Below are 13,207 nucleotides of genomic sequence, written 5' to 3' on the forward strand. Positions count from 1 at the left end.
TTGTAGCAGGGACTGTAAAAGGGGGAACGCGAATGGACCGTTTAGAGCACACTATGATGTTTAAATCTCAGGGGGGAGAGGCTTCGCCCCAAGATATTTTGCAACAAGTGTATGCGGCTTTACAGGAAAAAGGATATGATCCCATCAATCAACTTGTCGGGTATCTCATGTCCGGTGATCCTGTCTATATCACAAGCCATAATCAAGCGCGATCCCTAATTCGTAAGTTGGAACGTTATGAGCTACTAGAAGAACTCGTTCGCTCCTATCTTCAAAAAGAGTAGACATTCATGCTGATCTCAGCACCATCTAGGGATTAAAACTGCTGGGGTAGTGTAGCTTCTCGCAAATCGTTCAGCTAGGCCGAAAACCTACGAAACAAGTGCGATTGCCTTCACGACAATCGGGCTTTCGTCTTGTGCGAGAAGCTACGCTTTTGGGGCTTTTAGGTCATTTTTCATTGTTTTTTCAGACTAGAGCATCTATTGGAAACCCTCACATTAGCGTGAGGGTTTCTGTATGGGTTTGAAGAGAAATAATTCTGAGGGGGGTCAAGTCATGAGACAGGTTCAGCTCGGGTGGAATGGCCCGTGTGTATCTGAAGTCTGTTTTGGGAGCTTAGCGATCTCCCCTTTACAGGGAAGAGTAACCTTCGATGAAGGTGTGAAGGTTCTACGTTATGCTCTCGACCTGGGTGTGAACTGGATTGATACGGCTGAGATTTATGATAACTATGCACAGATTGCTCAAGCTATTAAGAGTCATCCGGAGGTACGGGTTGTAAGCAAGTGCTATTCTGTGACCGCTAAGGAAATGGCCGAAAGTATAGAGCGGGCAAGAAAAGGACTCAACCGGGAGGTTATAGATTTTTTTATGCTCCATGAGCAAGAGAGTGCGCTTACCCTTAAAGGGCATCAGGGGGCTTGGGAAGAGTTGCTAAGAGCCAAGGCGGATGGAAGAGTCCGCTCTATCGGGATTTCCACCCATGCTGTAGCTGGAGTAAGAGCCGGTGCACTCCAACCCGGCCTCGACGTGATTCATCCCATCGTCAATCGCGAAGGCTTGGGGATTATCGATGGAAACCTTCAGGAGATGCTTGAAGCCATTCGATTTGCAGCAGAACTCGGAATCGGGATTTATGCGATGAAGGTTTTTGGTGGCGGGCATCTCGCCGAGAAGCCGCGCGAGGCCTTGAACTTTATCCAAAGTACTTCGGAAATTCAGGCGATGGCTTTAGGCATGTCTAGTCCGGAGGAAGTCGATTTTAACCTGAAGTTCCTTGCTGGTGAGGAAATTCCAGAAGACTTGGTCCATGCTGTAACGTATAGGGAAAAAAAGCTCTATATTGCGGATTGGTGCCAAGGTTGTGGGCGATGTAGTGAAACCTGCCCACAAGGGGCATTATTTATGGAGGAGCCAGAAGAAGGCGGAGTGCTCCAGGCGAAGGTTGATCCAGACCGCTGTGTTCTTTGTGGCTACTGTGGCAGGGTATGTCCGCATTTCTGCTTAAAAATTGTTTGAGTGTAATAATGCTATGTATACTTTTGAAAATGTTGAGCGAGTGTTAAACGTGTTAAACAAGTGTTAAAATAAAATCTTAAATAAATTTTTATAGTGTTTGAAAGTGCTAAGGGACGATAGGAAAACCGATAGGGGGTGAAACTCGATATGCGAATTATGGGACTGGATTTTGGGGAACGAACGATTGGGGTTGCAGTAAGTGATGCACTTTTATTGACAGCCCAGGGAATCAAGACGATACGACGCTCTAAGAAAGAACTCGAAGAACTTAGAGAGATCATTCAGGAGTATGAAGTTGAAGAAATTGTCCTGGGGTACCCTAAGAATATGAATGGAACACTCGGTCCAAGGGCTCAAATGACTGAGGAATTTGCGAGTGTCCTAAAAGTAGAGTTTGGATTAGAGATTACGCTTTGGGATGAACGCTTGAGTACGGTTGGCGCACAGCGTTCCCTACTTGAAGCGGATGTCTCCCGAGCGAAGAGGAAGCAAGTCATCGATAAGATGGCGGCCGTTTTTATCTTACAAGGTTATCTTGATCGTTTGCGGCTGAAGGCTCAAAAAAGCCATAAAGAGTAATCTGGGAAAATACGTCCAGTAAATTTGACAATCATTACCTTTGGGTAGTACAATGACAGTATCTTTAATAAGAGGTGAATTGAATGACTGAACATAAGCATGGTCCTGAGTGTGATCACGAGCATGACGCAGAAGAGTTTGACACAATCATTCTGACGGATGATGAGGGACATGACCATGAATTTCTTCATCTGGATACTTTAGAAGTAGAAGGATCCACTTACTTCGTAATGATGCCCATTAGTGGCGAAGGCGAAGAAGAAGACGAAGAAGCTGACGAAGCGATTATTCTTAAGCTCGGCAAGGATGCTGAAGGCAATGAAATGCTCCTCGACATCGAAGACGACGAAGAATGGGAAAAAGTCGCTGACGCCTGGGAAAGCATGGACGAAGAAGAATAGGTTTTAGTTACCTAAAGCTCGCTAGAGAAATCAAGCGAGCTTTTTTATGTCCAGGATTCGTTTACTCTATTTTAATTTCGCTCTGAGCATTGTTTACTTCTTTTATTTTTTTTGTTTTGTGCCATAATTTCTTGCCAAAATGCAGATTCTATTAAGGCCTTTAAAACCTTAATGTCTCATGTTTAATCGTAAAAGGATGTGGCTATCCTTCCTTATAGAAGGTAATGCAAAAAAGAGAAAGAGGGGGAAAGCCCTATGCGAATGAAATGGAAACTCCTGTTGTTTTTACTCGCGGTGCTGTTCGCTTTAACTGGCTGCACGATAGGTCAGGCCGGCGTTTGGAAACTCGCACCAGAGACGTCCCCTCTTCAAAACTTGCGAAGCCTCCCGCAAGGCTCAGGCCTGGATGAGCTGGACTTAGCGGGGCTGAATCCCCAAGAAGCTGAGGAGAAGATTAAGAGCTGGGCACAGGACAAGCTGGAACAAAATCTTTTCTTAGTGTACAATGAAACAGAGATTTCTTCTACCTTAGATGAATTAGGGATCACTCTCAATTTTAAGAAGACGTGGGAGGATCTCTGGAAAAACCCGGGTCAGAAAATCAGCAGTACGTTAGAGATTGATTCGGTGAAGGCTAATCGAACACTTCAAGAGAAACTTAATCAGTTTACCCGTGCTGCAGTGGATGCTACCTATAAGATTGAAAAAGATCAATTTGTTGTCACACCCGCCGTAGCGGGTCGTGCTATGCAGACTGATTCGATTCTCCGGGAAATACAAGGACGCTCCTTTGCGAGTCTGCCGAAAAGCATTTCCGTGACGGTAGTCGATATTCCTGCGGCGGTAACCACGGAGTCCTTGAAAATCCTAGCTTTTGATGGAGTCATCGGAGAATTTACGACGAAATTCAACGTGAATGACAAAAACCGTTCGGCTAACCTGCTAGCGGCTTCCTCTAAAATGGACAAGACCGTTCTTAAACCCGGAGAGATCCTTTCGTTCAATGATACAATCGGTCCCCGAACGGCAGAGACGGGTTATAAGGATGCTTATATCGTAATTAACAATGAGTATGTCCAAGGAATTGGGGGAGGAATCTGCCAGGTATCTTCCACCTTGTATAGTGCTGCAGTCCTGGCAAACTTACCGATCGTGGAGCGATTTCCGCATGCTGTAGCAGTTGCCTATATTCCACTCGGACAGGATGCAACGGTTAATTATCCAAATCTGGATTTAAAGATACGCAATGATACTCAATCCATGATTTATATTCGTTCTGAAGTGAAGTCAGGAAGTCTTAGTGTGCGACTTTATGGCAAGAAAACGGGAAACACGGTTCGTTTCGAACAGCAAATTGACAAAGAAACTGAATTTGACACCGTAAGAAAAGTTGATGGATCTTTACCCCCCGGGACTGTGGTTCAAGATCAGCGCGGGAGTAAAGGTTATGTTGTTAAGACCTGGAAGATTGTCAAGGACAAGGACGGGAAGGAAACAAAGCAACTTTTGAGTCGTGATGAGTATGCTCCGACCAAGAAAATACTGAGGGTAGGAGCCGATTAAGTGGCGGTAGCCATCAGACAAAGAGAGAGAGTGTGGGGAAATGGGAAAGCGCTGGGTTATACGACTACTCAGTAGTATATTTGTTCTCACTATGCTTGTAGGAGCGGGAATGGCAGCATGGTGGAATTGGGCAACACAGCCCTATGCGGAAAGTGGAAAATCAGAAATCATGGCAGTCACTCAAGGTATGAATGCCTCGCAAATAGCTCAAGAATTGGAACGGAGGCAACTCATCCGAAACGCTTGGGCTTTTCGGTTTTTAGCCAGTCAACAAAAAGCAGACTCCAAACTCTATGCAGGTGAATATCTGTTATCTGCTGAGATGAGTCCACGGGAGATGATTCAGAAGCTTATAGCCGGCCCAGAAGTGGCAGCGACTCGGATCACAATTCCTGAAGGGTATAACACGGCACAGATCATTGATCAACTCGTAAGTAAAAAGATTGGAACCAAGGAAGAGTACCAGAAGATAATAGCAAAGGATACCTTCGAGTATGCGTTCCTTCAAGGGATTCCTGCTGATGGAACTCGCTTGGATGGCTTCCTTTTTCCAGATACGTATTTCGTGGACCAAAAAACAAGTCCACATGCGATTATTGATATGATGCTGAAGCGCTTCGAGAAAGAAGTAACACCTGAGGTCCAGACACGCTTGAAGGAGATGAACCTATCTCTACGAGACTGGGTTAATTTATCCTCTATCGTAGAAAAGGAAACAGGGAAAGAAGTAGATCGACCTATCATCGCCGGGGTATTTTTGAATCGTTTAAAAATTGGAATGCCTTTACAATCAGATGCAACAGTTGCCTACGTGCTAGGAACGAATAAAATTATCCATTCACTTGAGGATATTAAGGTTCAATCTCCTTATAATACTTACATCAACAAGGGGTTACCGCCCGGACCGATTGCCAGCCCGGGGCATGCTTCCCTAGATGCCGTTATTAATAGTACGAAAACAGATTATCTCTATTTTGTGGCTAAGAAAGATGGGTCGAGTGTTTTTGCTAAGACGCTTGATGAGCAGATACAGAATCAGAGAAAATATTTGGAGTAGATCACCATAATATCAACGAACTAATTAGAGAAGTAGAGGTATCCATTATGTCAGAAAAGAACATGCTCAGAAAACCTGAATTACTTGCACCGGCAGGAGATTTTGAGAAGCTTAAATTCGCATTAGCTTTTGGAGCTGATGCTGTCTATATGGGAGGGGCCTCTTACGGACTTCGAGCGTATGCTGGAAATTTTAGCCTTGAAGCCATGGAGGAAGCCATCCGTTACACGCATAATGTAGGGCGTAAGCTCTATGTTACCGTGAATATCTTTGCTCATGAGCAGGATTTCGAAGGGATGGAAGACTACTTAAAGAACCTTGAGCGGATGAAGGCGGATGCAGCGATTGTTTCTGACCCAGGGATCATCGCCTTGGCTCGGGAAGTAGCCCCTAATCTGCCCTTACATCTAAGCACGCAAATGAATAACACCAACTCCCATAGTATGCGATTCTGGCTAAAACAAGGGGTCGAGCGGATTGTCCTTGCCCGTGAACTTACCTTGGAAGAAATCGAAAGTGCCCGAATGAATGTACCCGGTGAACTGGAGATGTTTATCCATGGAGCGATGTGTATGTCTTATTCTGGTCGTTGCCTTCTCTCCAACTACCTAACCGGTCGGGATGCCAACCGAGGAGAATGTACACAACCTTGTCGCTGGGGGTATGGCTTAGTCGAGGAAAAACGGCCTGGTCAAGTCTTCCCGATCGAGGAGGATGAAAGGGGAACCTACGTCTTTAACTCGCATGACCTCTGTATGCTTCCGCATCTCCCCCTTCTCAAGCCACTCGGGGTTGATAGTTATAAGATCGAAGGCCGAATGAAGAGCCTTCACTATGTATCGAGTACGGTCAAAGTCTATCGTGAAGCCATCGATACCCTGTGGGAACAGGGAGAAGAAGCGTTTCAAGCGAAACTTCCTGGATGGCTCGAGGAAATGGATAAAGTCAGTCATCGTGATTATTCCGCAGGCTTCCTTTTTGGAAAACCAGGAGCTGCCTCTCACAACTTAGAGAGCTCCAACTACATTCGTGATTATGAGTTCGTTGCGTTTGGACTTACCCAGAATGACCTGAAGGAAGAGATAGCTTCCCCAATCTCGACTACGGTCAAAGATGAATCCAGTCAGGGCTATTGGGTAGAGCAACGCTATAACTTCAAACAAGGGGAAACACTTGAGGTATTTTCTCCATCAGAAGAACCTTGGACTTTCGAAGTGAAGGGAATCTGGACCGAGAAGGGAGAGCAAGTCGAGGTCGCTCGTCATGCCAAGCAGATCTTAAGACTTGAACTTCCGAAGCCTCTATCTCCCTTTGCGATCTTGCGTCGCGCCAAGAAAGATAAGAAATAGGGTAGTGCTCCATGCGAGGCGTCATCCGAAATAAAAAAGCAAGTACCGTGTAGCTTTTCGCACATCCGTTCTCTTAGCGCTCCAGGGCTGTCTCACTCGCTTCTGGTGGAGCTCTGCCAAACCCTTCTGTTTACTGCATGTGAACCAGGTGGCGCCGCTACCCCCCAGAAGCCTCGTTCATCTCGTCGCCCCTCCGCCGCAAATCGTTCACTCCTGTGCGAAAAGCTACGCTTTCGGGTCTTTAGGTTTCAATGAGTAGAAAGGGAGAGTAAAATGAATAAGGAAGTTCCATTTGCTGATTCTGATGTTCTGATCCGAGCGCAAGTACCGCGCTCGGAGATTCAGATGCTTGTAAAATATGTCGAGGGTCTTGGTCATTTAGGTGTTGTGACAACGACGGATAGATTCGCTGGGGAAGTCTTGATTCAGACGACGAAGTATACGTGGTCTGATTTAAAAAAAGCACTTGAGGCCATGCCCTTTGAGATAAAATTTCTAGATTAAAACCCTTCTAAAGACCCATTGACTTCAATATGTGAAAATTGTAGAATAAACATGCCTAGAATAAATCGATAGGGCAATAGTCCTAAAATTGTAGGATCATAGTCCTGAATGTTAAACTTCTAGGCCGTCGTAAATCATGTACATAAGACTTTACGTCAAGTTACCTTGGGTTCTTATTAAAAAATAAACAAGGTGGGGAATGAAAATGTTTAAACGGAAGAAAGACGGCGGATTTACACTCATCGAACTTATGATCGTTATTGCGGTGATCGGGATCTTGGCGATTGTTTTGGTGCCGAAGGTAGGAAGTATTAAAACACAGGCGAAAGCAACCGGAGTAGAAACTAACATGCGTGTTGTTCAGGGTTTTGTCGAAAGTAAGATTGACACATGGGTTAATCAAAAAAATCCTGCTACAGGAACAAACGGTGTAGATGCAATTATTGATGCTGCTTTTACTGGATCTGAAAACCACTTAACTAATCCTTATACATCTTCGGCTACTGACGCTGTTACAGGTGCAGATGTTAGTCCAGTTAATGTTCCACTGTATATTTTAAATACTACTGATGGCGATGATATTGGTACTTTGAGTGATACTGCGACGAAAGGTACAATAGTTGTTTCAATTAAAGAGGTTTCGGGTATTGTAAGTGAGATAAATATTTACGCTCATGATGATAAAGGGCTGTTGCTCAAAGAAGTAACTGTTACTCCATAAGTTACTCCATAAGTTACTCCATAATTAGGGGTAAAATTGAATCCAAAAGGGTGTTTACCAAAACACCCTTTTCTTGTATTGTAAGTATGACGAGAGGAGGGAAAATCAATGCCTCAAAAATCCGAACGAAAGCGCCTTGGTGAAATCCTGATTTCCGGTGGCGTCATCACTGCGACGCAGCTTGAAGAAGCCTTAAATATGCAGAAAGCTTTGGGGATGCGCCTTGGCGAAGTCCTAATCCGCCAAGGTCATGTCTCAGAAGATGATATCCTTCGTACGATGCGAAGCCAGTTAGGGCTTCCTATGGTTGATTTGAACCGAATCGTCGTGTCAGAGCAGATTCTGAAGCTGATTCCTGAAGCAGTGGCCCGAAAATATAATATCCTTCCAGTGGAAGTAGGCAATGGCCAATTGATGGTAGCTACGAGCGATCCGACCAATTACTTTGCCCTCGACGACTTGCGTCTAGCCTCTGGGATGATGATTAAACCTTGTCTTGCGAAAGAAGGGGATATTCGTCGAGCTATTGAACGTTTCTATGGGAAGAGTGAAGCAGAAAGGGCAGCTCGAGATTATGTCAGACAGGTGGCAGTTGCACCAGTCGCAGCGACCTCTCAGGCTTCTTTAGCTATTGCAACCCAGGCCACCGAGACGGAGGAAGAAGCCACTCCAATCATCAAATTTTTGAATACCATTATCGAAAATGCGGTCAGTAATCATGCCAGTGATATCCACATCGAACCGATTGAAGATGAGCTTCGGGTACGCTTTCGCTTGGATGGGGTTCTACGAGAGATTATGAAAACTCCAGTCTCTATGGCAGGTCCCGTAATCAGCCGTGTCAAGATCATGGCTGATCTGAATATCGCAGAGCGACGCATTCCCCAGGATGGGCGGATTTCGTATTTAGTGGGGAGAAAAACTGTGGATTTGCGTGTTTCTACTGCTCCGACGATGTATGGGGAAAAAGTTGTCCTGCGTATCTTGGATAAATCCAGTGTTATTCTTGAGAAATCAGCATTAGGTCTCAAGGAACATATGATTCCGATCTTTGATGAACTGATTGCGAAGCCCTATGGAATCCTCCTAGTCACAGGTCCGACCGGAAGTGGTAAAACCACGACTCTTTATACCATGCTTAATCAGCTGAACACCCCAGAGAGAAATATTGTGACTTTAGAAGACCCTGTTGAGTTCAACTTTAATGGGGTTAACCAAATGCAGGTGAATCCCAAGGCTGGACTGACGTTCGCTACAGGGCTTCGCTCGATTTTGCGTCAGGACCCAGATATAATTATGGTCGGGGAGATGAGGGATAACGAAACAGCGGAGATTGCTGTTCGCTCTGCTTTAACTGGGCATCTTGTTCTCTCTACCATCCATACGAATGATGCGGCAAGTGCAATTACTCGTTTGATCGATATGGATATAGAACCTTTTTTAATATCGGCCTCCTTAATCGGGGTTATTTCCCAACGTCTCGTGCGGAAGATCTGTCCGCAATGTATAACTGAGTATGTGGCCGAACCTCGCGAAAAAGCCATACTAGGGATCGGAGAAGCTACAGAAGTTACTCTCAAACGGGGCAAAGGGTGCAGCTTTTGCCATGAGAGCGGGTATAAGGGAAGAACAGCGATCTTTGAGATCATGCCAGTTCTCGCGGGGCACCGCCATCTGATCGATAAGAGAGCTACAGCGGATGAACTTAGAGACTACGCGATCTCTCAAGGTATGTCGACCTTGAAACATGCGGCAACCCAGCTGGTTTTAGAAGGAGTTACCACGATTGATGAATTACTCCGCGTCACCTATGTCAACAATTAGACTCGGGTGATCTCACTGAAAGATAGAAAAGTGATTGAGGAGTATTTGGTTATTTTGAGCCTTTTCTTAGTAGACATAGTGTTAGCGATGAGCGAGGTGAACCTTACTTGCAATTTAAATATAAAGTAATTGATGAGAAAATGGCCGTAGTAAAAGGTCAGCTCGAAGCCATAGATTATGAAGGTGCAAAGCGAATTATCCGGGGGAATGGCTGGCAGCTTCTGTCCCTGGAAGAACCGAAGCGTCTTGATTACCTTCTCAATCAAAAGCTGCAGGGGAAAGTTAAATATGAATCGGTGGCGGCATTTTGTAGTCAACTCGCGATGATGATACGCTCAGGAGCTAACCTCGTAAGAGGGCTCGAGATTTTACAAGCACAAATGCAAGACAAACAACTAAAGATTGTACTTGAAAAAATTATTCGCGGAGTTAGCCGAGGAGATTCTCTTTCTAAGTCAATGCGGGATTGTCAGGGCGCTCTGCCAGAGCTCTTAATCAATCTAGTGGCGGTAGGGGAAGAAAGTGGAACTCTCGATTCGGTGCTTACAAGTATGTCGGAATACTATGAACGGGAAAACTTTATTCGCAAGAAAGTAAGTAGTGCTGCAATCTATCCAATAATGTTAACGTCTGTCATGATAGGATTAATCATTTTCTTTTTGAATTTTATCTTACCAGAAGTCCAAAATTTGATGACTCAGAATGGACAACAGCTTCCTCTGCCTACGCGAATCATTTTGGATACCTCCAAGTTCATTACCTCGTATGGTCTTTACGTTTTGGGTGGGGCCATCCTTCTTAGCTTATTATTGGCTAAGCTTTTTGAGCATGCTCAGTACCGCTATTATTTGGATCAGTTTTTATTAAGGACTCCACTCTTTGGAAGAAACTTGAAGAATGTCATTCTTGCTCGGTTTTCTAGGACACTTGCTTTGTTTCTCCGCTCCTCGCTTCCGATTGTTCCCATTCTTAATTCGATTGAAAATATCGTTGGCAATGAAGTTCCGAAACAGTCGGTTGCCAGAGCTCGAGAGAGAATTATTCAAGGAGAGCCTTTGGCCTTAGCGTTTGGACAGGAAGCTTTTTTTGATCCCATGGTCATTCAAATGATGTCGGTTGGTGAGGAGACCGGTCGATTAGAGGAATTAATGGGGGAAGTTGCGAATCATTATGATAAACAGGTTGAGATTGGAATTTCTCGAATGGTTTCCTTGGTCGAGCCGATTTTTACCGTGATTATTGGTATTTTTGCAGGAGGACTCATCATTTCAATCGCCCTGCCGATTTTCAACATGGCGAATGTCGTCAACAAGTAATGGAGTGAGAGATGCCAATGAGGCGATCACAGCGTTTACAAAAAAGTGATGGATTTACTTTAATTGAGCTAATGATTGTTATGGCTGTGATTAGTATTTTGGTCATGGTGACGGCTCCAAAATACGAGGCAATAAAAGGTCAATATCGTTTAGAAGCTGCGGCTCAAAGCATTATCTCTGAGTTGGGATATGCTAAGCAATATACAATGGATCATCGAAGTGCTGTAGCTGTTGCTCTTACAGAATCTGAGGTTCAGGTAATTGAGGATGGAAACATCCTCGAATCTATACCTTTCGAGACCGGGGTCAAATTCGACTCTGGTCAGATTCAAAACGCCTGGCTCGATGATATTCGTCATCCGTCCACGAACCAATGGCTGGGAAAAGGACTTGTCTTTGATAATAGAGGTTTTAATACTCGAAGTGGAACTATTGTCCTCATGAACTCTTCTGGTCGAACGGTTGGAGTGAAAATAGAGGAGAAGACGGGCTACCTATCGATAGTTTGGCCTTAAAGCGAGGGAACCATGGATATGACAAGAAGAGATAATGGGATGACTCTGATCGAAGTGAGTATGGCCCTTGTGATTCTGCTCATCGGAGTGGGCTTTATCTTAAGCAGTGATATGGCCTCCCATCGTTATCAGAATCAGCGACAGCTCCGACAACAGATGATGTTCTATGCGGCTGGACAGATGGAAGCCTTAATTGAAGGTCAAGACAGCATAACTCTCGGTACGGTCGACACGCCTCCTTTTGACAACTTTAATGTGAATGTCAGCCGTACTCCAGTGACTAGTAATGATGCTGCCGTTCTAGAAAAGGTGATAGTCACTGTCTCTCTCAAGGATTCTCCGAATAGCCCAGAAACAGTAGAACTTATGACCTACCGTCTTCGAGCGGGTGATAACAAATGAAAAAAGATAGTGGATTTACCCTTCTGGAACTCGCGATTGCTATCACTATTTTTGGAATCCTGATGCTTTCATTTTCACAATTATTACGGAGCGAAATACATCTCTTTAATTCAGCCATTGAGAAGAACACGGTCGAAGAAAAGGCTCGAACGGCTATGATGAGGGTGCTCGATGAGATTCGTATTACTCCTTACACAATCTATTCTGCGGATTCAGAAGGCAATAACGATGGAGTGTATAAGAACGACCCGGCGTCCACAAAGACTGTTTTAATCAATGCTAATCCGAGCTCTTCAGTATTAGCAGATTTGCAAAGTGATCCCAGTCGAGTATCTCAGGGCATCTATTATGATTGGGAGCAAGGAAAGCTTTGGTATTGTGATAAAGTAAAAATATATCTGATTGCGGATCAGATCTACAGTTTCGGCATTATGCCAGCCTCAGCTGATAGAGAACATTTTATTAAGATCTTTCTTGGAGTAGGTGACCCCGCTGGGGATTATTACGACCTCTTAACGTGGGCTCGTTTGTATTAAGGGGGGATTCGGTGCGAGATCGTGGCTCGGCCTTAATGGTTTCAGTTGTAGGAATCGGAATTCTTCTATTGATTTCAGGTATCTTCTTTTCCTCCGTAATCGAGAGCTACAAGGTAGAGACTACAGAAGAAAAAGGACTAAAAGCCTACTATATCGCAGAAGCTGGGCTACAGTATGGGATGTTTCAAGTCCTGGACCAATCGAAGGCTACTCCGGTAACACAAAATGTTTCGGAGCCCTATGAAGGGAAGTTCACGGTGACCTGGACTGAAACGGATCAAGTGAAGCAAATTTATCTTATTGAGAGTACAGGGATCTATAAGGGAATTACACGAAAGCTTCAGGCTCAATATACGGATATCGAACCTACGCCTTGAAAGGGAACGTGAAACATGAAGAGGAACATGAAAGCAAACAAGATGCATTTTTTATTCCTTGCACTTATCCTATGTTTTTTTATGTTGGGAACACTCAATGCTAGGGCAGAGAATGGGAATAGAACCTTCGCCATAGCGGATAAACACCCGTATCCAGGAAAGTTTAACCTTACGATCGGGAATCATCCAGTTTCTACGGAATTTTCGGTCTACATATACATTGTCAATAATGGAGGACACTTTAACCCCGATGATAAAAAAGCGAGTGCTGAAAATATCACCGTAACATTATATAGTGATACTGGGGTAGCTCTTTTTGCGAAGGCAGTGAGTGACATATCCGTTGGGACAGGTTATGTAGCGGTACCTATTGTTTGGCCGGCCAATGTCCATGTAACATTGAAAGTTACGGGAGTTATTAACGATAATGGGGACTCTACAACAGTTGAAAGTAATTATTTCTGGATTGGGGACCCCGTTTCCACTCCTCAAACCGGAGTGGGTCAAATCCTCTGGGAGAAAGAAGTTTTATGATAATGAAG

At 44.5% G+C, this 13,207-nt stretch carries 16 protein-coding genes; all 16 read left to right on the plus strand.

Annotated elements, in window-relative coordinates:
- Positions 1–32 precede the first annotated feature (32 nt).
- The 16 genes from ACZ42W_RS07400 to ACZ42W_RS07475 all read left to right on the plus strand — a co-directional run bounded on the left by ACZ42W_RS07400 (position 33) and on the right by ACZ42W_RS07475 (position 13,199).
- Positions 33–284 carry an IreB family regulatory phosphoprotein gene (locus ACZ42W_RS07400; RefSeq protein WP_464169619.1) on the plus strand — a complete coding sequence of 84 codons (252 nt, stop codon included), beginning with the start codon at positions 33–35 and terminating at the stop codon, positions 282–284.
- Between the two features lie 274 nt (positions 285–558).
- A complete protein-coding gene (locus tag ACZ42W_RS07405) occupies positions 559–1,521 on the plus strand; it encodes an aldo/keto reductase (RefSeq protein WP_464169621.1) in 963 nt (320 codons plus the stop codon).
- 147 nt (positions 1,522–1,668) lie between these two features.
- Complete coding sequence (gene ruvX / locus ACZ42W_RS07410; protein WP_464169623.1) at positions 1,669–2,100, plus strand: Holliday junction resolvase RuvX; 432 nt, start codon at positions 1,669–1,671, stop codon at positions 2,098–2,100.
- Positions 2,101–2,183: 83 nt separating this feature from the next.
- Entirely contained in the window at positions 2,184–2,501 is a 318-nt protein-coding gene (locus tag ACZ42W_RS07415; protein ID WP_464169624.1) for a DUF1292 domain-containing protein, read from the plus strand.
- Positions 2,502–2,756: 255 nt separating this feature from the next.
- On the plus strand, positions 2,757–4,064 hold the full coding sequence (locus ACZ42W_RS07420; protein ID WP_464169626.1) for a VanW family protein: 1,308 nt from the start codon (positions 2,757–2,759) through the stop codon (positions 4,062–4,064).
- A 40-nt stretch (positions 4,065–4,104) separates the two neighbouring features.
- Positions 4,105–5,121, plus strand: coding sequence for an endolytic transglycosylase MltG (mltG, locus tag ACZ42W_RS07425; protein WP_464169628.1), 1,017 nt, complete (start codon positions 4,105–4,107; stop codon positions 5,119–5,121).
- Between the two features lie 47 nt (positions 5,122–5,168).
- On the plus strand, positions 5,169–6,470 hold the full coding sequence (locus ACZ42W_RS07430; protein WP_464169630.1) for a peptidase U32 family protein: 1,302 nt from the start codon (positions 5,169–5,171) through the stop codon (positions 6,468–6,470).
- A 273-nt stretch (positions 6,471–6,743) separates the two neighbouring features.
- Positions 6,744–6,974 (plus strand): DUF4911 domain-containing protein, encoded by a 231-nt coding sequence (locus ACZ42W_RS07435; RefSeq protein WP_464169632.1) that lies wholly within the window; start codon positions 6,744–6,746, stop codon positions 6,972–6,974.
- Between the two features lie 205 nt (positions 6,975–7,179).
- Entirely contained in the window at positions 7,180–7,695 is a 516-nt protein-coding gene (locus tag ACZ42W_RS07440) for a prepilin-type N-terminal cleavage/methylation domain-containing protein (RefSeq protein WP_464169634.1), read from the plus strand.
- 108 nt (positions 7,696–7,803) lie between these two features.
- On the plus strand, positions 7,804–9,519 hold the full coding sequence (locus ACZ42W_RS07445) for a GspE/PulE family protein (protein ID WP_464169636.1): 1,716 nt from the start codon (positions 7,804–7,806) through the stop codon (positions 9,517–9,519).
- A 107-nt stretch (positions 9,520–9,626) separates the two neighbouring features.
- Entirely contained in the window at positions 9,627–10,835 is a 1,209-nt protein-coding gene (locus tag ACZ42W_RS07450) for a type II secretion system F family protein (protein WP_464169638.1), read from the plus strand.
- An 11-nt stretch (positions 10,836–10,846) separates the two neighbouring features.
- Positions 10,847–11,350 carry a pilus assembly FimT family protein gene (locus ACZ42W_RS07455; RefSeq protein ID WP_464169641.1) on the plus strand — a complete coding sequence of 168 codons (504 nt, stop codon included), beginning with the start codon at positions 10,847–10,849 and terminating at the stop codon, positions 11,348–11,350.
- Positions 11,351–11,368: 18 nt separating this feature from the next.
- The gene (locus ACZ42W_RS07460; RefSeq protein WP_464169642.1) at positions 11,369–11,752 is read left to right on the plus strand and encodes a type IV pilus modification PilV family protein; all 384 of its coding nucleotides are present in this window, start codon (positions 11,369–11,371) and stop codon (positions 11,750–11,752) included.
- A complete protein-coding gene (locus tag ACZ42W_RS07465) occupies positions 11,749–12,288 on the plus strand; it encodes a PilW family protein (RefSeq protein WP_464169644.1) in 540 nt (179 codons plus the stop codon). The genes ACZ42W_RS07460 and ACZ42W_RS07465 overlap by 4 nt, the downstream gene beginning before the upstream one ends.
- An 11-nt stretch (positions 12,289–12,299) precedes the next feature.
- Positions 12,300–12,665 carry a hypothetical protein gene (locus ACZ42W_RS07470; protein ID WP_464169646.1) on the plus strand — a complete coding sequence of 122 codons (366 nt, stop codon included), beginning with the start codon at positions 12,300–12,302 and terminating at the stop codon, positions 12,663–12,665.
- Between the two features lie 15 nt (positions 12,666–12,680).
- Positions 12,681–13,199, plus strand: a complete 519-nt coding sequence (locus ACZ42W_RS07475; RefSeq protein WP_464169648.1) for a hypothetical protein — start codon at positions 12,681–12,683, stop codon at positions 13,197–13,199.
- The last annotated feature ends 8 nt before the right edge of the window (positions 13,200–13,207 follow it).

This window comes from Desulfitobacterium elongatum (assembly GCF_055378975.1).

Bases quoted from the DNA above. Each gene is read 5' to 3' on its own strand.
- ACZ42W_RS07400 (WP_464169619.1), top strand. From the start codon at position 33: ATGGACCGTTTAGAGCACACTATGATGTTTAAATCTCAGGGGGGAGAG.
- ACZ42W_RS07405 (WP_464169621.1), top strand. From the start codon at position 559: ATGAGACAGGTTCAGCTCGGGTGGAATGGCCCGTGTGTATCTGAAGTC.
- ruvX (WP_464169623.1), top strand. From the start codon at position 1,669: ATGCGAATTATGGGACTGGATTTTGGGGAACGAACGATTGGGGTTGCA.
- ACZ42W_RS07415 (WP_464169624.1), top strand. From the start codon at position 2,184: ATGACTGAACATAAGCATGGTCCTGAGTGTGATCACGAGCATGACGCA.
- ACZ42W_RS07420 (WP_464169626.1), top strand. From the start codon at position 2,757: ATGCGAATGAAATGGAAACTCCTGTTGTTTTTACTCGCGGTGCTGTTC.
- mltG (WP_464169628.1), top strand. From the start codon at position 4,105: ATGGGAAAGCGCTGGGTTATACGACTACTCAGTAGTATATTTGTTCTC.
- ACZ42W_RS07430 (WP_464169630.1), top strand. From the start codon at position 5,169: ATGTCAGAAAAGAACATGCTCAGAAAACCTGAATTACTTGCACCGGCA.
- ACZ42W_RS07435 (WP_464169632.1), top strand. From the start codon at position 6,744: ATGAATAAGGAAGTTCCATTTGCTGATTCTGATGTTCTGATCCGAGCG.
- ACZ42W_RS07440 (WP_464169634.1), top strand. From the start codon at position 7,180: ATGTTTAAACGGAAGAAAGACGGCGGATTTACACTCATCGAACTTATG.
- ACZ42W_RS07445 (WP_464169636.1), top strand. From the start codon at position 7,804: ATGCCTCAAAAATCCGAACGAAAGCGCCTTGGTGAAATCCTGATTTCC.
- ACZ42W_RS07455 (WP_464169641.1), top strand. From the start codon at position 10,847: ATGCCAATGAGGCGATCACAGCGTTTACAAAAAAGTGATGGATTTACT.
- ACZ42W_RS07460 (WP_464169642.1), top strand. From the start codon at position 11,369: ATGACAAGAAGAGATAATGGGATGACTCTGATCGAAGTGAGTATGGCC.
- ACZ42W_RS07465 (WP_464169644.1), top strand. From the start codon at position 11,749: ATGAAAAAAGATAGTGGATTTACCCTTCTGGAACTCGCGATTGCTATC.
- ACZ42W_RS07475 (WP_464169648.1), top strand. From the start codon at position 12,681: ATGAAGAGGAACATGAAAGCAAACAAGATGCATTTTTTATTCCTTGCA.